This window comes from Streptomyces sp. NPDC006739 (assembly GCF_042869815.1).
Classification (GTDB): Bacteria; Actinomycetota; Actinomycetes; order Streptomycetales; family Streptomycetaceae; genus Streptomyces.
Genome location: NZ_JBIAGM010000014.1, coordinates 248,411 through 268,348, shown reverse-complemented (window position 1 = coordinate 268,348; position 19,938 = coordinate 248,411). Strand labels below are relative to the sequence as shown.

Below are 19,938 nucleotides of genomic sequence, written 5' to 3'. Positions count from 1 at the left end.
GCTGGTGGAACGGCTCGGTGACCCCGACGCGCCGCCCCGGCACCACCTCCTGGCCCCGCCGATCTCCCTGCGGGCCAGCACCGGACCCGCCCGAGCCACACCCACCGAAGACGCGAGACCCGACCCCATGCCCTGACCGCGCCCACGAGCACCCCTCACACCACCGGACGTCCGAGCCGCCCGACAGTGCTGCCGGTGCCGGCCGCTCCTCACCCATCCGTGCCTCGGCACCCCATGTCCAGCAAAAGGAACCCTCGTGATGATCAGCTCCTCCAGACAGCGCCGTCTGACCGCCGCGGCCTTGGCCGTGATGACCGTGGCCGCCGGTGCCACCGCCTGCTCCTCCGGCTCCGGCGGCAGCGACGCCAAGGGCGCCGGTGGCGGCACCTACACCATCTGGGACCCCTACCCGCAGTTCGACAAGACCTCGGCCTGGGCGAAGCTCCTCGACCAGTGCGGGACCAAGGCGGGAGTGAAGGTCAAGCGGACCGCCTTCGACACCAGCGACCTGGGCAACAAGACGCTCCTGGCGGCGCAGCAGGGCAACTCGCCGGACGTCCTCATCGTGGACAACCCGGTGGTGTCGACACTCGCCGAGGCGGGTGTGCTCACCACGACCGACGACAACAAGCTGGACACCTCGAAGGTCGACCCCAACCTCCTCGCGGCGGGCCAGTCGGGCGGCAAGACCTACGGCACGCCGGTCGGCGCCAATACCCTCGCGCTCTACTACAACAAGAAGGTGCTCAAGGAAGCGGGGGTGGACATCGCCTCGGTCAAGGACTGGAAGTCGTTGACGGCGGCGCTGGCGAAGGTCAAGCAGGCGGGCAAGAAGGGCATCACCTTCTCCGCGATCGGCACCGAGGAGGGCAGCTTCCAGTTCCTGCCGTGGTTCTGGGGCGCCGGCGCCAAGCTGACCGCACTCGACTCCCCCCAGGCGGTGTCCGCGCTGTCCCTGTGGAAGGACTGGCTGAAGGCCGGCTACGCCCCGAACTCGGTGCTCAACAACACCCAGACGACGAGCTGGCAGGAGTTCGCCACCGGCCAGTACGCGTTCAGCGAGAACGGCACCTGGCAGCTCGCGAACGCCAAGAAGGCGGGCCTGGACTACGGGGTGCTTCCCGTCCCCGGTGCGGGCGGCGGCAATGCGGCGGCGCCGACCGGCGGTGAGTTCGTGACCATCCCGGTCCAGAAGGACACCGGCCGCTACACCACCTCCCAGAAGCTGGCGGCCTGCCTGACCAGCACCGCCAACCTCTACGACACCGACACCACCCTGTCCTACGTGGCCCCCACCGCCGAGGTGCAGGGCAAGCAGGTGGCGGCGAACGCCGAGTTGAAACCGTGGGTGGAGGCGGTCAGGGCGGCCAAGGGGCGCACCAGCGACGACCTGGGCACCAAGTACCCGAAGATCTCCGAGCAGATGTGGAAGGCCGTCCAGTCCGCCCTCAGCGGATCCAAGTCGCCCAAGGACGCGCTGACCGCGGCCCAGGCTGCCGCCAAGTGACGTGCGTGCGATGAAGCAGACGACACGGCTGCCGGACCGCCGGTCCGTGGGTGTGCGGAACGGGGCGGCCGGCGCCGCCCCGCCCCCGGCCCCTCGTCCGAAGCGCCGCCGGCCCGCCTCCCCGCAGTGGGCGGCCTGGGGATTCCTCGCCCCGGTGACCCTCTACCTGGCCCTCTTCTACGCCTATCCGCTCTACCGCAACCTCGATCTGAGCCTGCGCAACTACACCGTGCGTTCCTTCGTCCAGGGCGACGCGCCGTTCACGGGCCTGGCGAACTACCGCACCGTCTTCGACGACCCGACCTTCGCCCCGGCCCTGCTGCACACCGTGGTGTTCACCGCCGTGTGCCTGGTCTTCCAGTACGCCCTCGGCCTGGCCCTCGCGGTCTTCTTCAACCAGACCTTCCGGCTGTCGGCCACCCTGCGCGCCCTGTTCCTCGTCCCGTGGCTGCTGCCGCTGATCGTCTCGGCCTCCACCTGGTCGTGGATGCTCAACAGCGAGTCGGGCGTCGTCAACGCCGGCCTGCACGCCCTCGGGATCGCCCCGGTGAACTGGCTGACCTCACCGTCCTGGTCGCTGACCTCGGTGATCATCGCGAACATCTGGATCGGCGTCCCCTTCAACCTCGTCGTCCTCTACAGCGGCCTCCAGTCGATCCCGGCCGGCCTGTACGAGGCCGCCGCCCTCGACGGGGCGGGTGCCTGGCGCCGCTTCTGGAGCATCACCTTCCCACTGCTGCGCCCGGTGTCCGCGATCACCCTGCTCCTGGGCCTGATCTACACACTGAAGGTCTTCGACATCATCTGGATCATGACCAAGGGCGGCCCGGCGGACTCGTCCACCACCTTCGCCACCTGGTCCTACCAGCTCGGCTTCGGCAACCTCCTGCCGGCCTTCGGCCCAGGAGCCGCCGTCGGCAACCTGCTCGTCGTCGCCGCGCTCGTCTTCGGCCTGGTCTACGTCAGAGTTCAGCGGAAGCAGGACGCCTCATGAGCACCGCGACCGTACCCCTTGCCGCTCCCGCGCGATCGCGCCGGCGACGCGCCCCCTGGTGGAAGACGGCCTTGGGCCTGGCCGTGACGGCGGTCATGCTCTTCCCCGTCTACTGGATGCTCAACGTCTCCCTCACCCGCGACCAGGACATGCGCAAGAGCCCCCCTGACCTGCTGCCCGTGCACGGCACCCTGGCCGGCTACCGCACCGTCCTCGACGACCAGCTGCCGTACCTCGGCACCAGCCTCGTCATCGGCCTGGGAACCGTCGTCCTGACCGTGGCCCTGTCCGCACCCGCGGGCTACGCGCTGGCCAAACTCCGCCCGCGCGGCGGCGGCCTCCTCAGCTTCGTCCTCCTCGCCGCCCAGATGATCCCCGGCATCATCATGGCGATGGGCTTCTACGCCATCTACCTCCAACTCGGCCTGCTCCAGTCCGTCCCCGGCCTGATCGTCGCCGACTCCACCCTGGCCGTACCGTTCGGCGTCCTGATCTTCACGGCGTTCATGTCCGGCATCCCCGGCGAACTGCTCCAGGCCGCGACGATGGACGGCGCCGGGCCGCTGCGCACCTTCCGGTCCATCGTCCTGCCGATGAGCCGCAACGCGGTCGTCACGGTGTCCCTGTTCGCGTTCCTGTGGTCCTGGTCGGACTTCGTCTTCGCCAGCACCCTCGTCAACGGCGGCACCCACGAGCCGATCACCCTGGGCATCTACCACTACATCGGCAACAACAACCAGCAGTGGAACGCCATCATGGCCACCGCCGTCGTGGCCTCACTGCCGGCCGCGGTCATCCTCGTCCTGGCCCAGCGCTACGTCGCCGCCGGTGTGACCGCGGGTGCCGTCAAGGACTGAACCCCCCACCACGCCCCGTCGGCAGGCCCTCCAGCGCGTCGGCCGGCCGTCGGCTCCTGCTTCAGAAACGAGTCACTCCACCATGACCGCCGCCCGATCCGGCCCGGCCTTCTCCGTCCACGACATCCCGTTCAGCACCTACGGATCCTGGTTCGACATATCGCCCGTGGTGGCCGAGAAGACGTACGCCGAGGACCTCCACCTGGTCTCGCACCAGAACGGCATGCACGGCGTCCTGCGCCTGGTCCCGCTGGACACGACCACGGGGGACAGCGTCGGAACCCGCGTCGAGGCGACACCGGGGCTGCTCAGCTGGATCGGCGAGACGGGGCGCGCCGAGAAGGGGCGCGTCGACCTCGCCTACGAGTCGCCGGACACCGTACGACTGCGCGGAAGCGGCCTCGCCATGGGCGTCCTCGCCGCCGCGCGGACCCTGACCCCCTTCAGCGGAACGTACTTCTTCCAGGACCCGGCGACCAACGCGCACGTGTTCACCTCCTACGAGACCGGACGCCGTTACCGCGTCACCGTGCTGTCCGGAACCGTCACCGGGACGGCCGGGGCCGAGGCCCTGGGCGGCGCCGACCGCGGTGTCACCGTGACCGCGGAGACGCACGGGGCTTGGGAGATCGCGATCGAGGAACTCGACACCGCCCGCCCGCCGTACGGTCCTTCGGCGAGCTTCGACGACATCGTGGAGTCCGCGCGGCGCGCGTTCGCGGACTTCGTCGACAAGGTGGCTCCCTGGCGCTCGTCCGCCACCCCGGCGGCCGAACTCGCCGCGTACGTCGTCTGGTCGGCGACCGTACGCCCGGCGGGCCTGGTCACCCGTCCGGCCGTGCTGATGTCCAAGCACTGGATGGACAAGGTCTGGAGCTGGGACCACTGCTTCAACGCCCTCGCGCTGGCCCCGGGCTGCCCGGAACTGGCCCTGGACCAGTTCGCCGTGCCCTTCGACCACCAGGACGACAGCGGCGCCCTGCCCGACTCGGTCACCCACTCCGAGGTCCTGTACAACTTCGTCAAGCCGCCCATCCACGGCTGGGCCTTCGGGCACCTGCGCCGGAGACTGCCCACGCCTCCTCGCGGAGAGCAACTGGCGGAGACCTACGACCGGTTGACCCGCTGGACCGACTTCTGGCTCGCCGCCCGGCGAGGACCGGGGAACGACCTGCCCTATTACCAGCACGGCAACGACAGCGGCTGGGACAACGCCACCACCTTCGACCCCGAACGGGTGATCATCACCGCCGACCTGGCCGCCTTCCTCACCCTCCAACTGCGCGAACTCGCCTCGCTGGCAGCGGAGTTGGGGAAGACGGACGAGGCGCAACGGTGGACGTCCGTGGCCGAACGGACCCAGACGGCGCTGCTCGGCCGGCTCTGGACCGGTGACAGGTTCGTTGCCCGGTCAGCCACCACCGAGGACACCTGGAGCAGCGCCAGCCTGCTCGACCTGATGCCCATCGTGCTGGGCGAGCACCTGCCCGCCGACGTCGGCACCGCGCTGGCCGACCGCGTCAAGGCCCACCTGACGCCGTACGGCCTGGCCACCGAACTGCCCACCTCACCGCACTATCTGCCCGACGGGTACTGGCGGGGCCCGATCTGGGCCCCCGCCACCGTCCTCGTCGAGGACGGCCTGCGCCGCGCCGGCCACCACCGGCTGGCGGACGACATCAGCGCCCGCTTCCGCGCGCTGTGCGAAACCCACGGCTTCGCCGAGAACTTCGACGCCCTCACCGGGACGGGCCTGCGCGACCGCGCCTACACGTGGACCGCCAGCAGCTACCTCCTGCTCGCCGAGGCACACGCCCACCGGGACAGCCGCTGACCGGCCGTCCCCCCACAGCCCGGGGACCTTCCGGCCCCGGTACCCCTCCCCGCTCACGCAGGAGCCGCACCATGAAATCGCCCTCGACCCCTCCCAGACCCACGACACGCACCCGACGCCGAGCGGCCTCGTCCGTAGCCGTCCTGCTGGCCGCGCTGGCCACGACCCTGGTGCCCGCCGGCCCGTCACAGGCCGCGGACACCAGCGTCACCGTCGACTTCGCCACCGCCGGTGGCGCGCCCACCTACCATGCCTCCGGCATGATCTACGGGATGACGCCGGACGGCTCGCTGCCGCAGGACCACTTCTTCAAGGACATCAAGTGGCACTTCATGCGGGCCGGCGGCGCGCAGCTCAACAGCGGCGGCTACGCCACCAGCCTCGCCGACTACCAGACCCGCTGGAACTCGACCCTGGCGCAGTACAAGCGGACCGTAGCCCTGGGCGGCACCTTCGTCCTGCTCCCGCACGACCTGTGGGGCGCCGACGGCACCACCAGCCAGGGCTGGCCCGGCGACAACGGTGACTGGACGCAGTTCGACAACTTCGTCACCCAGCTCATAGGCGACGTCAAGGCCAACAACATGACCGTCGACTGGGACCTGTGGAACGAGCCCAACGGCAGCGGCTTCTGGAAGCCCTCGCAGAGTCAGTACCTGCAGATGTGGTCGCGCTTCTACGCCAGGGTCCGGGCGGCGTTCCCCGGCCAGCTGATCGTCGGCCCCAGCATCGCCGGGGGTCCCAGCGCCACCAACACCTGGTGGACCACCTACCTGAACTACGTCAAGGCCAACAACGTCGCCCCCGACATCTACAGCTGGCACGACGAACCCGGCGACCCGGTCACCGACGCGAGCCGCGCCGACTCGACCCTCGCCGCCGCGGGCCTGACCAACACCCGCTCGTACCAGATCAACGAGTACGGCGCCCTGTCCCAGCAGAACCCCGGCGGCGGCGCCTGGTTCATCGGCCGTCTGGAGCGGGCCGGAGCCGACGGCCTGCGCGGCAACTGGGCCTCCGGCACCAACCTCCACGACGACGAGGCCAACCTGCTCACCAAGAACAGCGCGGGACAGTACCTGCCGCTCGGTGAGTGGTTCATGTACCGCTACTACGGCTCCCAGACCGGCAACATCGTCAACTACATCCCCGGCGCCAACACCGACGGCCTGGCCACCAAGGACAACACCGCCAAGAACGCCAAGGTGCTCATCGGCAGCAACGGCAACACCGGCAACGTCACCGTCAACCTCACCGGCCTGAACACCACCTCGGTCGTGGAGAACGGCCAGGTCCGCGCCGTCGTCCAGCGCATCCCCTACAACAACGGCGCCGCCGTCACCGGACCCACCACCATCTCCGACACCACCCTGGCCGTCAGCGGCAACGCCGCCTCGGTGACCCTCCCCTACACCAACGCCAAGGACGGCTACACCGTCACCCTCCTCCCGCCGTCCAACACCACCGTCTCCACGGTCGCGGTGAGCGAGAACAGCGGCCAGTGCCTGGACGACACCGGCCTCAGCACCGCCGACGGCACCCAGTACCAGCAGTACTACTGCGAGGGCGGCTACCAGCAGATGCTCGACCTCAAGCCGGTCAGCGGCAAGGCGAACACGTACACCGTGGTCAACGAGCTCAGCGGCAAGTGCCTCGACGTCTCCGGCGCCTCCACGGCCGACGGCGCCGCCGTCATCCAGTACACCTGCGACGGCGCCGCCAACCAGCAGTTCACCCTCAACCCCGTCACCGCACTCGGCAACAGCCAGGACTACCAGCTCGTCGCCGTCCACAGCGGCAAGTGCGTCGACGTGTCCGGCGTCTCCACCCAGCCGCGAGCCCTCGTCCACCAGTGGACCTGCGACTCCGGCAGCACCCTCGGCACCAAGAAGAACCAGATCTGGCGACTGCAGGGCAAGAACTGAACTTCGAGCTTCCTGCCGGTGCGGGTGTGGGGGACACCCGGGACTTCACCAGGGTTGCCGGACCGCGCGTCGTGGCGGTGACACGGCGAGGGCCCCGGCGGATCATCCGCCGGGGCCCTCGCTGCCGACCGGTGTCAGATGGTCGCCGTGTCGATCACGAACCGGTAGCGCACATCGCTGGACGTGACCCGCTCGTACGCCTCGTTGATCTCCGAGGCACTGATCAGCTCGATCTCCGCGCCGATCCGGTGCTCCGCGCAGAAGTCCAGCATCTCCTGGGTCTCGGCGATGCCACCGATCATCGAACCGGCGAGGGTCTTGTTGCCGCCGATGAGGGAGAACAGGTTGAGGGCGATGGGCTCCTCCGGGGCGCCCACGTTGACCAGGGCGCCGCCCGTCCGCAGCAGGCTGAGGTACGCGCCGAAGTCCAGCGGCGCCGAGACCGTGGAGAGAATGAGATCGAAGGAGCCGGCCAGTTCCTCGAACGTCTTCGCGTCGCTGGTGGCGTAGTAGTGGTCGGCGCCCAGCTTCAGACCGTCGTCCTTCTTGCGCAGGGACTGCGACAGCACGGTCACCTCGGCCCCGAGCGCGTGCGCGATCTTGACGCCCATGTGGCCGAGGCCGCCCAGGCCGATCACGGCGACCTTCTTGCCGGGTCCCGCGCCCCACTGCTTCAGCGGGGAGTACGTGGTGATGCCCGCGCACAGCAGCGGCGCGGCGACGTCCAGGGCCAGACCGTCGGGGATGCGCACGACGAAGTTCTCGTCGACGACGACGTGCGTGGAGTATCCGCCGTAGGTGGGCTCGCCGTCCTTGCCGATGGCGTTGTACGTGCCGACCATGCCCTGGGTGCAGTGCTGCTCCAGGCCGGCCCGGCAGTTGTCGCACTCGCGGCAGGAGTCGACCAGGCAGCCGACGCCCACGCGGTCACCGACCTTGTACCGGGTCACGCCGGGACCGACCTCGGAGACGACGCCGGCGATCTCGTGCCCCGGGACCATCGGGAAGATCGCCTCCCCCCAGCCCTCGCGGGCCTGGTGGATGTCGGAGTGACAGATACCGGCGAACTTGATGTCGATCAGCACATCGAACTCGCGGACCGCGCGGCGCTCGATGGTGGTGCGCTCCAGCGGAGCCTTGGCGGCGGGAGCGGCGTACGCAGCAACAGTGGTCATGCCGAAAGTTCTCCTAGCAGAGGTTCCGCGCCCGGACGCCTTCCGGCCGGGCACGGTTTCCAGCGTGCCCGACGATCCGGAAGTCACCCAGGCCACCGCTTTGCGTACGTCCGCCGGTCCTACCACTGGCGGTGTCAGGCTGGTGTGCGTACGACCGTCAGGCCGTGAGTCCCGCGTCGCGCCAGGCGAACGGTGATGTCGGCGTTGGTGTCGCCTTGGGCGAGCAGGGCGAGCACGTCCCGTTCGCGGGGGGTGAGCCGCTCCAACCGGGCCTGGGCCGCGATGACATGGGCTTGGTGGGAGGCGTGGTAGCGGTCGACGAGGCGGCGGCCCACGGTGGGGTGGCATGGCCGACCCGGCGACCACCAGGTGGACGGACCGCAGGATCTCGGCCGGGTCGGTGTCCTTGAGGAGGAACCCGTCGGCCCCGGCGGCGAGCGCGTTGTAGACGTATTCGTCGAGGTCGAAGGAGGTGACCGGGGCATGCGGACGTCGACCAGGGCGACGTCGACGCGGTGGGCGGTGGCCTGCTCGACGACCTCGATGCCCGGATCGCCGTCGAGGAGGTCGGTCAGACCGAGGCGGACCAGGGCGTCGTCGTCGACGATCACGGCGCGGATCATGTGCGGGTGCCGTTCTCTTCGATTGGCGGCGGGGTGGGGGATGCGGGCGGCCGGCCGCCACGCGCCCGCGCCCGCCGGTCCGGTGGTGAGCCGGCCGCCGAGGGCGCTGACGCGTTCCCGCAGGCCGACGAGTCCGTAGCCGGGTGGCGAAACGAGTACCGGCAGGCGTGCGGACGCCCCGGCGGGGAACACGGCCATTAGAGCCGCTGGCTCGGTCTCGCTGGAGGGACATCATGATCGCTATCGGCGTTGTGCTACTCATCCTCGGTTTCGTCTTCCACATCGCGATCCTGTGGACGATCGGGATCATCGTGCTGGTCATCGGCGCAGTCCTGTGGCTCCTGGGAACCGTCGGGCACGCGGTCGGAGGCCGACGTCACTACTGGTGAAGCGGCGCGTCTCGCGTACTGAGCCGTGGAGCGGGTTTATACCCGGCCCCGGGAGGCAACCCCCGGGCCCGACCTCGCATCCGCGGCTCAGGAGAAGCCCATGACCCAAGTCGCCGACTACGTGCTGCAACGCCTCACCGAACGGGGCGTCCAGCGGGTGTACGGCTATCCCGGAGACGGCATCAACGGTCTGCTCGGCGCCTTCGACCGCGCCCAGGGCAAACCGGAATTCATCCAGACGCGGCACGAGGAGATGGCCGCGTTCATGGCATGCGCGCATGCCGAGTTCACCGGGGAGGTGGGCTGCCGCACGGCTTCCTCGGGGCCGGGCGCCGTACACCTGCTCAACGGGCTGTACGACGCCAAGCTGGACCACCAGCCGGTGGTCGCCGTGATCGGCCAGCAGAAACGGCTCTCCCTCGGTGCGCACTACCAGCAGGAGGTGGATCTCGAGCTGCTCTTCGCGGACGTCTCCGAGTTCTGATCGGCATCCGCTACCCGATGGACGCCCATCTCGTCGGTGACTCCAAGGAGACCCTCCGTGCGCTGATCCCTCTGCTGCGGCGCAAGGAGGACCGCCGCTGGCGCGAGCAGATCGAGGACGACGTCCGCGAGTGGAACGACCTGTGTGACCGCTGGGCGGGCCAGCACTTCGAGAACATGATCAACCCGCAGGTGGTGGCCGCCGAGCTGTCTCCCCGGCTGCCGGACGACTGCATCCTGACCGCGGACTCCGGCTCGGGCACGAACTGGTGGGCCCGGCACCTGAAGCTGCGCAAGGGCATGCGGGCGTCCCTGTCCGGCACGCTGGCGACCATGGGCCCCGGCACCCCGTACGCGATCGCCGCGCGCTTCGCCCACCCGCACCGGCCGGTGATCGCGTTCGTCGGTGACGGCGCGTTCCAGATGAAGGGCATGAACGAGATGATCACCGTCAAGCGGTATCCGGAGCGTCTGTCCGACCCGGCCGCCCCGTTCGTCTTCTGCGTCTTCAACAACCAGGACCTCAACCAGGTCACCTGGGAACAGCGCGCCATGGCCGGCGACCCCGAGTTCCCGGGCTCGCAGTACATCCCCGACGTGCCCTACGCCGAGTACGCCGAGATGCTCGGCCTGAAGGGCATCTACTGCGCCAAGCCGAAGAAGGTCGGCAAGGCCTGGGAGGAGGCACTGTCCTCGGACGTCCCGGTGGTGCTGGAGTTCAAGGTCGACCAGGAGATCGCGCCGATCCCGCCGCACATCATGCTGGCGCAGGGCAAGAAGGCCGCGAAGGCCGCCGTACGCGATCCGGAGCGAGTGGGCATCGCCGCCAAGGGGGTCAGGCAGAAGCTCACCGAGGTCGCCGAAGCCCTGCCGGGACGGCATTCATGAGCGGTGCGGCGGCCGGTACGGGGCTGGAGGCCTGCCGGGTCGAGTCGGTCGACGTGCACGCCTTCGAGGTGCCGACCGACGGCCCGGACGGCAAGGAGCAGGACGGGACCCTGGAGTGGGACTCCACCACCGTCGTTCTGGTCCGGGTGCACGCCGGCGGTCGTACGGGGCTCGGATACACCTACGGGGACGTGTCGGTCGCCTCGTTCGTCGAGTCCAAGCTCGCGGGGGTGGTCGAGGGGGCGGACGTCACCGCTCCGCAAGCCCTCTGGGACCGGATGGGACGCCAGATCCGCAACGCGGGGCGACCCGGCGTCGGTGCCATGGCGGTCTCCGCGATGGACGTGGCGCTGTGGGACCTCAAGGCCCGGCTGCTGGAGCTGCCACTGGTCCACCTCCTGCCCGCCTGGCACGACCGGGTACCGGTGTACGGAAGCGGCGGATTCACCAACTACTCCCTCGACCGCCTCACCGACCAGCTCACCGGCTGGGTGGAACAGGGCATCCCACGCGTCAAACTCAAGACCTCCCGCGACCCCGAGAGCGACCCGCAGCGGCTGACGGCCGTCCGCACGGCCATCGGTGACGAGCCGGAGGTCTTCACCGACGCCAACGGAGCGCTGGGCCGCAAGCAGGCGCTGTACTGGGCCCACCGATTCCACGACGAGTGGGACGTGCGGTGGTTCGAGGAACCCGTCAGCTCGGCGGACCTCGACGGCCTGCGCATGCTGCGGGAGCGGGGCCCCGGCCGGCTGGAGATCGCGGCGGGCGAATACGCCTACACCACCCAGGACTTCCTCAACCTCGTCGAGGGGCCCGCCGTGGACTGTCTGCAGGCGGACGTGACCCGTTGCGGCGGCATCACCGGCGTCCTCGAGGCGGCCGGGCTGTCCGCCGCCCACCATCTGGACCTGTCGGCCCACTGCGCCCCGGCCGTGTCGGCCCACGCGTTCTGCGCCGTCCGCCGGCTGCGGCACCTGGAGTACTTCCACGACCATGTGCGGCTCGAGCGCCTGCTGTTCGACGGCACCCTGTCACCCGACGGCGGCGCGCTACGCCCCGACACCGGCCGGCCCGGTCTGGGCCTGGACGTCAAGTGGCCGGACGTCGAGCGCTACCGCGTGTACGGAACGCACACCGCCTGACCAGGCTCGCGAAGGAGAGTAGAACCGATGGCGAAGCCAATCCGCCGGACACCACGCGAGATCCCGGCCAAGACACACCCGCAGATCCCCGGAGCCCCACGAGCCCCCGCCAGACGATCGACGTCGCCGAACTGGAGAAGGCCCTGCGCAAGGCCGTCGACGGCGAAGGGCGGTCCGACTACCTCTATCTCGGCACAGTGCAAACGTCCGGTCAAACGTCCGATCAATCTGCTCGATCGGCCGTCACTCGGCGTGCGGTCCCTGCGTCAGCCGGGCGTTGTGCCAGCCCATGGCGCTTCGGATCTCCGGTTCATGCAGGCCGGTTGGGCCTGCGGCGTGCTCGCCTTGTGGTCGACCCACGAGACTCTGCTGCGAGCCGCCGAGTCGGTCCTCCCCAGGTGAGCGGCGTCAGCGGTGCTGGCCGGCACTTATGCCTCGGCGGCAGCGGCTCTCGCCCTGGTGGCTCGCGACAGGATCCGCGAGGCCGCCCACACCACGGCAGGTGCGTTGGACAGGGAGGCGGGGACGCTGGAGAAGCAGCATGCCCCGGAGTCCTTCGAGGCGGACACGGCAGATACTCGGCAGAGTGACTCCTGAAACCGTGGTGTCACTCCGTGTGGTGTCGTGGCCAGTGCCGCTCGCAGAACCAGCGCCCCAAAAGCGCGCCCCCGTAGACGACGAACCCGACGCCGATGAGCCATGACTCCACCACCAGCACGGTCCCGACCGCGCCGTAACTCAGTGCGTTGGTGACGATGAGCGGTGCGAAGACGAGGTGCGAAAAGGCCCGCAGGGCGGCCAGGCCGAGCAGAGTGGCGAGCGCGCCGGGCAGCAGCGAGTGCCACCGGACTTGAGCACCCAGCAGGAAGCGCTGACCCCACCAGAAGAACAGTGCCCCGCTGACGGCGGACAGTGCGATCCGCTGGGCGCCGTGGAGTGCCGCTTTCGTCGCCACCTCCTGGTAGAGGTACGCCATCAGCATCACCAGCCACGTGGCCTGCCGCCAGATCCGGTGCCAGGGGCCCGGGGCGAGGTTCCAGATCCGTTCGTAGGCGTTCTGCACGCTGCCCCCGAAGGACACGCCGAACACGGCGAGCAGAACCGCGCTCCACGCGCTGGTGGTGCCGATGACCCTGCGCGGGGGACTGATGATGTCGGTGAGTTCGCGGGCGGAGCGGCCGGAGAGGCCCATGCCGTCGGTGAGCCATGACGCGAAACCTCCGCGCACCATCGGGTCGGCCGCGGCGACCACGATCAGCAGCGGTGCCAAAGTCACCAGGGCCAGCGTGGCGAAACCCATGGCCCGGTGCATCAGCTCCAGCTGTCGGCCGCGCCGGAAGAGATCGTGGACGCCGAGCCATTCCCAGGCATGGCGCAGGCCGGGCCTCCACCGCATCACCGATTTCCCCCTCCTTCGACGCATATGCCTGACCGAGGACCCTCTCTACCACGTCCATCGTGACCTGCCCGAGCGCCACCAGTGGTACCAGCGACGACGCACTCGACGTTCGGCTACGTCGCTCTGCGTAGTCAGCGGTATACGGTGAGCGGGAAGTGTGATCAGTGTGATGGAGCGAGACGGCACTCGGAGGTGTTCACCGCGTCGGCGGCGAAGTCGAGGAACATCAGGGAGCCAAGAGGTGTCAATGCTGCCGGAACCGTCGTCCCCGAATGCGGGTGACGAGGAAGTCCCCCTGTCGCCGGTCAGTTCCCACAACGAGTGGGATCCGCTGGAGGAAGTCATCGTCGAACGTCTCGAAGGCGCGACGATCCCCTCCAACCATCCGGTCGTGGCATGCGACATCCCACCCTGGGCCGCGCGGCTGCAAGGACTTGCCGCCGGATTCAGGTATCCGCGTTTCCTGGTCGAACGGGCGCAGCAGGAACTCGATCAGTTCATCGCCCTTCTGGAATCCCTCGACATCACGGTCAGGCGCCCCGACGCGATCGACTTCAGGCGCCGCTTCCGCACCCCGGACTGGTCGTCCCGGGGTTTTTGCAACACCTGTTCGCGTGACAGCCTCCTGGTGGTCGGCGACGAGATCATTGAACTGATCGCCGAGGCCGTTGGGCGCCCGATCCGCCTTGAGGTCGTGAGCCGGGAAGCGGCACGGGAGAACTACCGTCGGCAGGGAGGGTTCGCCGCGGCGAACGCGGACTTCCTGCTCGGGTTCGAGGACTACTCCGGCGGCGAGAGCGACCTGGACGCTCTCAAGGAATTCGCCTCGACGCCGGCCGGCCCGATGCCCACGGCGGAGGAGGTCACCGGCGTCCCGGCTCGCACCTTCGCCGAGTGGGCGCGCGACCACGCCGGGGAGTTTCGCCCCGCTCGGTGAGGGGGCCTCCACCGACCACGGCAGCGTCAGCGGGCGTTGAGCCGGGCTGCCTGGCGGGTGAGGTGATCGCGTTCGGCGAGGTTGGGTGCCTTGCGGGCCGCTTCCGCGTACAGCTGTGCCGCCGTCGCCAGGGCGCCGTCGCGCTCGTGGAGGTACGCCGCTACGGCGGTGTGGCGGGGGATCGAGTCGTCCAGCGCCGCGAGTGCCGCCAGGCCCGCACGTGGTCCGTCCGCCTCGCCGACGGCCACCGCGCGGTTGAGCCGGACGACCGGGCTGTCGGTCAGGCGCACGAGTTCGTCGTACCACTCGACGATCTGCACCCAGTCGGTCTCCGCGGCGGTGGGCGCGTCGGCGTGCAGGGCCGCGACGGCGGCCTGGGCCTGGAACTCGCCCAGCCGGTCGCGGGCGAGGGCCGTCTGCAGGATATGGACCCCCTCGGCGATCGACCCGGTGTCCCACCGGCCGCGGTCCTGCTCGGCGAGGGGCACCAGGCTGCCGTCGGGTGCGGTGCGAGCGGCGCGGCGCGCGTGGTGGAGCAGCATGAGGGCGAGCAGCCCCGACACCTCCGGGTGGTCGATGGCGGCCGCGAGCTGCCGGGTGAGCCGGATGGCCTCGGCCGCGAGGTCGACGTCGCCGGAGTAGCCCTCGTTGAAGACCAGGTAGAGGACGCGCAGCACGGTGGCCACATCGCCGGGCTGGTCGAAACGCACGCCGGAGACGGTGCGCTTGGCCCGGCTGATCCGCTGCGCCATGGTCGCCTCGGGCACCAGGTATGCCTGGGCGATCTGGCGGGTGGTGAGCCCGCCCACGGCACGGAGGGTGAGCGCGACCGCGGACGAGGGCGTCAGGGACGGGTGGGCGCACAGGAAGTAGAGCTGGAGTGTGTCGTCCACCGCGGCGGCCGCGGGTCCGGGTGCCGGTTCCTGGTCGAGGAGGTCCTCGCGCCGGCGGCGGGCGGTCTCCGCCCGGCTCGCGTCGAGGAAGCGGCGCCAGGCCACGGTGATCAGCCAGCCCTTCGCATCCCGTGGCGGGTCGGTGGGCCAGACCCGGACCGCCTCCAGGAGGGCCTCCTGCATGGCGTCCTCGGCCGCCGCGAAGTCGGCTCCGCGGCGGACGAGGACGGCGAGCACGCTCGGCGTGAGGCTCCGGAGGAGGGCCTCGTCGATCCGAGAGGTCATGTGAGAGGTCACTCCGTGATGGTGGGGGGCGCGGCCAGGAAGGGGCGCACCTCGAGCCACTCGTGGATCGGCTTCCCGCCCGCGCCGGGGGCGGCGGACAGTTCCCCGGCGAGTTCGACGGCGCGCTCGTAGGTGTCGACGTCGATCACCATCCAGCCGGCGATGAGGTCCTTGGTCTCGGCGAACGGGCCGTCGGTGACCGGAGGGCGCCCCTCACCGTCGTACCGGACCCACGTCCCCTCCGGGGCGAGCGCCTGACCGTCGACGAACTCGCCGCTCTTCTCCAGCCGGGCCGCGAACTCCTGCATGTACTGCACGTGCGCGGAGATCTCCTCCGGCGTCCACTGGTCCATGGGCACGCAGTTCACCGGAGCCGGGGCGCCGCGGTAGTGCTTGAGCAACAGGTACTTGGCCATCGTGGTTCTCCTCGGTGCTGTGCGACCCATTGTGGTCGCGTTCACCTCGGGGACGGAGCCGGTCACGGATTCTCGACATCACCGTCCAAGATTTCTCCGGGACTTTCTGCGGCCCCACCGGACGCGCGGCGGCCCGGTGGTCAGACACCTTCCGGCTGCGCCGCAGCCACGCGTCGAGAACGGCATGGTCGGCGTCGGTCAGACCGTGCCGGGGACCGACCCGGTGGAGCAGGGCATGGCCTCGGTGGTGGGCGGTGACCCAGGCACGGCCGGTGTCGGTGATCTCGTCGTGGGCCCAGGCGAAAGGGCGTCCCGCCGCCCATTCGACGAGGGCGCGGGGCTTCCGGTGCAGGCCGTTCCGCTCGTCCCGCTCATCGGTGGCGGACGGCTCCGGCCGTATGACCACGGCCAACGGGGGCAGACCGATGCGTGGTGCGATGCACTCGTTCGCGTCGTCCATCCAGGTAGTGGCCCAGACCAGCTCGCAGGCCAGCGCGGTCAGCCTGGCCCCGTGCCGGGGATCGATCCTGGTCAGGAGCGGGTTCGCGTCGCCGTCCGGCTGTCCGGGGCAGCCAGTTCCCCGCGATGCCGCCACGTCTGGACGCCGAGGTGGATCAGATACAGCGCGCCGGCGAACTTCAGCACGGCACCACCCGACATGCCGTCAGGCCGGAAGAAGTGGAAGCCTCCTTCCCCGACCGCTTGCGCGCCCCTTAAGGAGGTTGTCCCCCCTCTTGCGGTATGGCTTTCCCGAAACGCAGAACGCCAGGTAGCACCGTGGATGAGGGGGGAGGCGCGTTGCGAAGATCGATGTGCCCGAACACCGCGACGCCGCATCTGAAGGAACCTCCCATGCGCAGCTCCCGTATCGTTGCCGCCTCTCTGGTCGGGGCCGTCGTCTCTGGTCTCGCCGTCTCGAGTACGGCTCCCGCCTCGGCTGTGCCGGCCCCACACTCCGCGTCTGCGCCATCCGGGCCGTCGAACCCCGCGAAGGCTCTGACGCCCACACTTCCTGCGCCACGCGGCCGCTACGCCACGGGCGAGTCGGCCTTCCGGCTCGCCGACGACAAACGAGCGGACCCGTGGGTGCCCGGCCGTTCCTACCGCGAGCTGATGATCAGCGTGTTCTACCCGGCGGTGCACACCGGCGGCCGGCCGTTCACGAGGCAGTTCCCGGCGGCGGTGGCCGCGGCGGTCGGTCCGGCGGTCGAGGAGAACAACAAGCTGCCCGCCGGGCTGGTGAATTGGGCCGCGACCAAGACGCACTCGGTGAAGGACGCAGCCATCGCGCCAGGCCGCTTCCCCGTCGTCCTGTACTCGCCCGGCGCCGGGGACTCCCGGGACTGGAACGTGTCGCTGGTCGAGGATCTCGCTTCGCGCGGCTTCGTGGTCGTCACCATCGACCACACCGGGGAGGCGCCGGCGGAGGAGTTCCCCGACGGCCACGTGGTCGGCAACGGGCCGCTGCTGGCGGCCTGGTCCCAGGCGTTCCGCAACGGCACGACACTGGCGTTCTTCACGAAGCTGATGGACGCGCGCAAGGCCGACACCGAGCTGGTGCTGGACCGGCTGACGAGCCTGCCGGGCCGGCTGACCGACGGCATGGACCTCGACCGGATCGGCATGTTCGGGCACTCCGCCGGCGGGTTCACGGCGGCGAGCACGATGTACGGCGACCCGCGGATCAAGGCCGGCGTCAACATGGACGGCACCCTGGAGTACACCGTCAAGCCCGACGGCACCCACCTGAGCGAGGTCGCGCGACACGGACTGAACCGGCCGTTCCTGCTGATGGGCAGCAGCTCCGCCGCCGAAGGGAGCGACGTGCGCCGCGAGCCGTCGTGGGCGTCGTTCTGGCAGCACCAGCGCGGCTGGAAGGCCGACGTCACGCTGGACGACTCCGCGCACGTCTCGTTCACCGACGCCGAGGCGCTGCTGCCTCAGCTGGCCGGCCGGGTACCGGCCGCGACCCTGGCCACCGCGCTGGGGACGGTCGACTCGCACCGGGCGGTGGCGGCGAACCGGGCGCTGGTGACCTCGTTCTTCGACCGGTTCCTGAAGGGCTGCGACGACCATCTGCTGGACGGCGGTGCGTCGCCGTACCCGATCACCTTCGTACGGTAGCCCTCCGCTCCTTGCGAGACGTGTGGGACGTCAGCCGGTCAGCGGCACCCACTGGCGCCGGGCGCCGACGGAGCCGTACCAGTAGTGCGGCAGACCCTTGATCGCGCTGGTGCGGAAGGGCTGCCCGTGGTCATCGATGCGGACGGTGCCGGTGCGTCCCTGCGAAGACCAGTCGAGTTCGAGGTACCAGCGGCAGTCGCAGCCGTCGGTGGTCGCCTTGACCAGCAGCTCTTCCGGGTCCCGGACGGAGACGCGGTAGGGCATGTTCACGGCGGGCTGCCGGACACCCTGATCCACGGCCGGCACCGACCGTGCCAGGGGGCGGTCCTTGTCCAGGTCGACGGCGAAGTAATGGGGTGTCATGTCGCTGCCGCATCCCTGGGCCATCGAGTAGGCGTTGCCCGGTGCGGGATGCGTGCGCCCGACGACACGGATCCGCAGATCCTGGAGGACGACGGGGGTGTCGGACCGGCCCTGCACCGAGATCCGGACGTCCGTCTCGTGTCCGTGCACCGCGCTCTGGGCCGCCGCCCAGGTGGCGGCGTCCTCGGGGGCGGGCGGCGGGGGAACGTCGCGGGGAGCCCTGGTGACGACGTAGTCGTGGTCGCAGCCCCCGTCCCAGACCTGGGAGTCGGCCGTCCAGGTGAGCGGCACGCCTTGTGCCGGGTCCGCGCCCGTGGCGGACGGTGACGTCCGGGCGTCTGCCGGCGGCGAGTCCGAGGCGCGGACGGCCGGTGCCTGCGTCCCCGCCGTCGGGGAGTGGGAAGGGTGGGCAGGAGCGGCGAGAGCGCCTGCCGTCGCCGTCGAGGAGGCGGCAGGGGCCGACCGCGTCCGGTCGGTGTACAGGGTGAAGGACACCGTTGCCAGGACGACCGTGACGACGACGGCCGCACCGGCCGCCACCATCCGTCGCCGGGGCTGTCGCGGGGGCCGGGGCGCGGGCTCGTGGCCGACGCCCGGTTGCCGGGCCACGGTCGGTGTCCCGGGCGCCGCGTTGTCCGTCTTCGGCGCTGCGGTGTCCGGCCTCGGTGGCGCTGCGGGCACCCGGGGCTCCTCCTCCGCGTCGGCGGCCACCGGGGCGGAGGAAGCGCGGGGGCTTTGCCGGGCGGCCAGGGCCCGCAGCCATCTTCGGTGGAGTTCCAGGCGTTCCCGCTCGCTCGCACCGCAGAACGCCGCGAGACGTTCCACGGGCGCGAAGTCCTGCGGCACCGCCTCGCCCGCGCAGTAGCGGTGCAAGGTCGAGGTGTTCATCCGCACTCGCCGAGCCAGCGAGTCGTAACTGCGCCCCGTGCGGGCCTTGAGTTCCCTCAGCAACTCGGCGAACTCAGCGACCTCGTCCATGGCCAACACCCTTCCCCCGTCGCCGTTGCGGCCCGGAACCGTATCCCAGGCACTCCCTGTACCTGCACGTCACAAGGGGTGGGATGGTTCCAGGCCGGCAGCTCGTTGCCTGACGTTCCGGCTGTCGCCGAAGCTCATCGGGCAACAAGCCAACAGCCCGACCGGAAACGGGGAGACACGCATGACCAGCAAGACCCGCACGACCGGCACGCGTCGCGCCAAACTCACTCGCGGCCGCGCCGCCGTCATCGCCGCGCTCGCCCTGTCCCTCGGACTGGGCGCCACCGCCCAGGCGTCCGCCGGCGGCCCGCGTACCGTCAGCGGCAAGCAGGGTGACTCCTTCACTCGCATCGCCGACTTCTACGGCGCCTACATGGACGCCAAATTCGACCCCGACCACGGCAGCAGGCTCGCCACCGCGCTGCGGAACTACTACATCGACTCCGCCTACCTCAAGAAGCTGAAGGACTGGGAGAACACGCACCAGGAGGACGGGGTGCTGCACGCGCAGAACGTTCCCGCCGCGTGGACGGTCACCGACCACGGGACGGCGACGTACAGCGAGGCCGGCATCACGCTGTTCTGGGGCGACGGGGAGAAGACGAAGCTCGTCGTCGACATGAACCGCAGGACACACAAGATCATTCACATTGGCACGACCGGCATCGACGGCAAGTAGGCCCTGCCGGCCCCGGTCCGCCATGAAGGTCCGTCAGTGCGCTG

The 19,938-nt window shown here is 70.1% G+C and carries 15 protein-coding genes and 5 pseudogenes; 12 read left to right on the top strand and 8 right to left on the bottom strand.

Annotation, left to right across the window (positions count from 1 at the left end; genetic code table 11):
• The 6 genes and pseudogenes from ACFYMM_RS27475 to ACFYMM_RS27450 all read left to right on the top strand — a co-directional run.
• Positions 1 to 136, top strand: a pseudogene (locus ACFYMM_RS27475) (LacI family transcriptional regulator); the annotation flags it as partial.
• A 123-nt stretch (positions 137 to 259) separates the two neighbouring features.
• Positions 260 to 1,507, top strand: a complete 1,248-nt coding sequence (locus tag ACFYMM_RS27470) for an extracellular solute-binding protein (RefSeq protein WP_388390982.1) — start codon at positions 260 to 262, stop codon at positions 1,505 to 1,507.
• Between the two features lie 10 nt (positions 1,508 to 1,517).
• Positions 1,518 to 2,501 carry a carbohydrate ABC transporter permease gene (locus ACFYMM_RS27465; protein ID WP_388390980.1) on the top strand — a complete coding sequence of 328 codons (984 nt, stop codon included), beginning with the start codon at positions 1,518 to 1,520 and terminating at the stop codon, positions 2,499 to 2,501.
• Positions 2,498 to 3,358, top strand: coding sequence for a carbohydrate ABC transporter permease (locus ACFYMM_RS27460; RefSeq protein ID WP_388390978.1), 861 nt, complete (start codon positions 2,498 to 2,500; stop codon positions 3,356 to 3,358). The genes ACFYMM_RS27465 and ACFYMM_RS27460 overlap by 4 nt, the downstream gene beginning before the upstream one ends.
• Before the next feature lie 82 nt (positions 3,359 to 3,440).
• A complete protein-coding gene (locus tag ACFYMM_RS27455) occupies positions 3,441 to 5,192 on the top strand; it encodes an amylo-alpha-1,6-glucosidase (RefSeq protein ID WP_388390976.1) in 1,752 nt (583 codons plus the stop codon).
• A 71-nt stretch (positions 5,193 to 5,263) separates the two neighbouring features.
• Entirely contained in the window at positions 5,264 to 7,117 is a 1,854-nt protein-coding gene (locus ACFYMM_RS27450; RefSeq protein WP_388390974.1) for an RICIN domain-containing protein, read from the top strand.
• A 134-nt stretch (positions 7,118 to 7,251) separates the two neighbouring features.
• Here ACFYMM_RS27450 and ACFYMM_RS27445 read toward each other — a convergent pair whose 3' ends face one another.
• Both ACFYMM_RS27445 and ACFYMM_RS27440 read right to left on the bottom strand, forming a co-directional pair.
• A complete protein-coding gene (locus ACFYMM_RS27445) occupies positions 7,252 to 8,292 on the bottom strand; it encodes an NAD(P)-dependent alcohol dehydrogenase (RefSeq protein WP_388390972.1) in 1,041 nt (346 codons plus the stop codon).
• 173 nt (positions 8,293 to 8,465) lie between these two features.
• Positions 8,466 to 8,915: pseudogene (locus ACFYMM_RS27440) on the bottom strand (LuxR C-terminal-related transcriptional regulator); the annotation flags it as partial.
• A gap of 233 nt (positions 8,916 to 9,148) precedes the next feature.
• On the opposite strand from ACFYMM_RS27440, the gene ACFYMM_RS27435 reads away from it, so the two are divergent.
• From ACFYMM_RS27435 to ACFYMM_RS27425, 3 genes and pseudogenes are all read left to right on the top strand, one after another.
• Complete coding sequence (locus ACFYMM_RS27435) at positions 9,149 to 9,304, top strand: DUF6131 family protein (RefSeq protein ID WP_388390970.1); 156 nt, start codon at positions 9,149 to 9,151, stop codon at positions 9,302 to 9,304.
• A gap of 100 nt (positions 9,305 to 9,404) precedes the next feature.
• Positions 9,405 to 10,675, top strand: a pseudogene (locus ACFYMM_RS27430) (thiamine pyrophosphate-binding protein).
• Positions 10,672 to 11,820, top strand: coding sequence for an enolase C-terminal domain-like protein (locus ACFYMM_RS27425; protein ID WP_388390968.1), 1,149 nt, complete (start codon positions 10,672 to 10,674; stop codon positions 11,818 to 11,820). Before ACFYMM_RS27430 ends, ACFYMM_RS27425 begins: the two are co-directional and overlap by 4 nt.
• 607 nt (positions 11,821 to 12,427) lie before the next feature.
• Here the strand turns inward: ACFYMM_RS27425 and ACFYMM_RS27420 are convergent.
• The gene (locus tag ACFYMM_RS27420; RefSeq protein WP_388390966.1) at positions 12,428 to 13,216 is read right to left on the bottom strand and encodes a ribonuclease BN; all 789 of its coding nucleotides are present in this window, start codon (positions 13,214 to 13,216) and stop codon (positions 12,428 to 12,430) included.
• Positions 13,217 to 13,466: 250 nt separating this feature from the next.
• Here ACFYMM_RS27420 and ACFYMM_RS27415 point away from each other — a divergent pair.
• Positions 13,467 to 13,871 (top strand): annotated as a pseudogene (locus ACFYMM_RS27415) (amidinotransferase); the annotation flags it as partial.
• A gap of 311 nt (positions 13,872 to 14,182) precedes the next feature.
• On the opposite strand, the gene ACFYMM_RS27410 reads toward ACFYMM_RS27415, so the two are convergent.
• From ACFYMM_RS27410 to ACFYMM_RS27395, 4 genes and pseudogenes are all read right to left on the bottom strand, one after another.
• On the bottom strand, positions 14,183 to 15,322 hold the full coding sequence (locus tag ACFYMM_RS27410; protein WP_388391023.1) for an RNA polymerase sigma factor: 1,140 nt from the start codon (positions 15,320 to 15,322) through the stop codon (positions 14,183 to 14,185).
• Positions 15,323 to 15,342: 20 nt separating this feature from the next.
• Entirely contained in the window at positions 15,343 to 15,750 is a 408-nt protein-coding gene (locus ACFYMM_RS27405; protein WP_388390964.1) for a YciI family protein, read from the bottom strand.
• Between the two features lie 157 nt (positions 15,751 to 15,907).
• A pseudogene (locus ACFYMM_RS27400) lies at positions 15,908 to 16,345 on the bottom strand (hypothetical protein); the annotation flags it as partial.
• A complete protein-coding gene (locus tag ACFYMM_RS27395; RefSeq protein WP_388391025.1) occupies positions 16,282 to 16,410 on the bottom strand; it encodes a hypothetical protein in 129 nt (42 codons plus the stop codon). The gene ACFYMM_RS27395 and the pseudogene ACFYMM_RS27400, both read right to left, overlap by 64 nt.
• A gap of 426 nt (positions 16,411 to 16,836) precedes the next feature.
• Here ACFYMM_RS27395 and ACFYMM_RS27390 point away from each other — a divergent pair, with 426 nt between their 5' ends.
• Positions 16,837 to 17,874: an alpha/beta hydrolase family protein gene (locus ACFYMM_RS27390; RefSeq protein WP_388390962.1), complete on the top strand. Its 1,038-nt coding sequence runs from the start codon at positions 16,837 to 16,839 to the stop codon at positions 17,872 to 17,874.
• A gap of 30 nt (positions 17,875 to 17,904) precedes the next feature.
• Here the strand turns inward: ACFYMM_RS27390 and ACFYMM_RS27385 are convergent, their stop codons facing one another.
• On the bottom strand, positions 17,905 to 19,215 hold the full coding sequence (locus ACFYMM_RS27385) for a helix-turn-helix domain-containing protein (RefSeq protein WP_388390960.1): 1,311 nt from the start codon (positions 19,213 to 19,215) through the stop codon (positions 17,905 to 17,907).
• Positions 19,216 to 19,396: 181 nt separating this feature from the next.
• On the opposite strand from ACFYMM_RS27385, the gene ACFYMM_RS27380 reads away from it, so the two are divergent.
• Complete coding sequence (locus ACFYMM_RS27380) at positions 19,397 to 19,894, top strand: hypothetical protein (protein WP_388390958.1); 498 nt, start codon at positions 19,397 to 19,399, stop codon at positions 19,892 to 19,894.
• The last annotated feature ends 44 nt before the right edge of the window (positions 19,895 to 19,938 follow it).

Coding starts and splice junctions, on each gene's coding strand:
- ACFYMM_RS27470 (WP_388390982.1), top strand. CDS start 260: ATGATCAGCTCCTCCAGACAGCGCCGTCTGACCGCCGCGGCCTTGGCC.
- ACFYMM_RS27465 (WP_388390980.1), top strand. CDS start 1,518: ATGAAGCAGACGACACGGCTGCCGGACCGCCGGTCCGTGGGTGTGCGG.
- ACFYMM_RS27460 (WP_388390978.1), top strand. CDS start 2,498: ATGAGCACCGCGACCGTACCCCTTGCCGCTCCCGCGCGATCGCGCCGG.
- ACFYMM_RS27455 (WP_388390976.1), top strand. CDS start 3,441: ATGACCGCCGCCCGATCCGGCCCGGCCTTCTCCGTCCACGACATCCCG.
- ACFYMM_RS27450 (WP_388390974.1), top strand. CDS start 5,264: ATGAAATCGCCCTCGACCCCTCCCAGACCCACGACACGCACCCGACGC.
- ACFYMM_RS27445 (WP_388390972.1), bottom strand. CDS start 8,292: ATGACCACTGTTGCTGCGTACGCCGCTCCCGCCGCCAAGGCTCCGCTG.
- ACFYMM_RS27435 (WP_388390970.1), top strand. CDS start 9,149: ATGATCGCTATCGGCGTTGTGCTACTCATCCTCGGTTTCGTCTTCCAC.
- ACFYMM_RS27425 (WP_388390968.1), top strand. CDS start 10,672: ATGAGCGGTGCGGCGGCCGGTACGGGGCTGGAGGCCTGCCGGGTCGAG.
- ACFYMM_RS27420 (WP_388390966.1), bottom strand. CDS start 13,216: ATGCGGTGGAGGCCCGGCCTGCGCCATGCCTGGGAATGGCTCGGCGTC.
- ACFYMM_RS27405 (WP_388390964.1), bottom strand. CDS start 15,750: ATGGCCAAGTACCTGTTGCTCAAGCACTACCGCGGCGCCCCGGCTCCG.
- ACFYMM_RS27395 (WP_388391025.1), bottom strand. CDS start 16,410: ATGTCGGGTGGTGCCGTGCTGAAGTTCGCCGGCGCGCTGTATCTGATC.
- ACFYMM_RS27385 (WP_388390960.1), bottom strand. CDS start 19,215: ATGGACGAGGTCGCTGAGTTCGCCGAGTTGCTGAGGGAACTCAAGGCC.
- ACFYMM_RS27380 (WP_388390958.1), top strand. CDS start 19,397: ATGACCAGCAAGACCCGCACGACCGGCACGCGTCGCGCCAAACTCACT.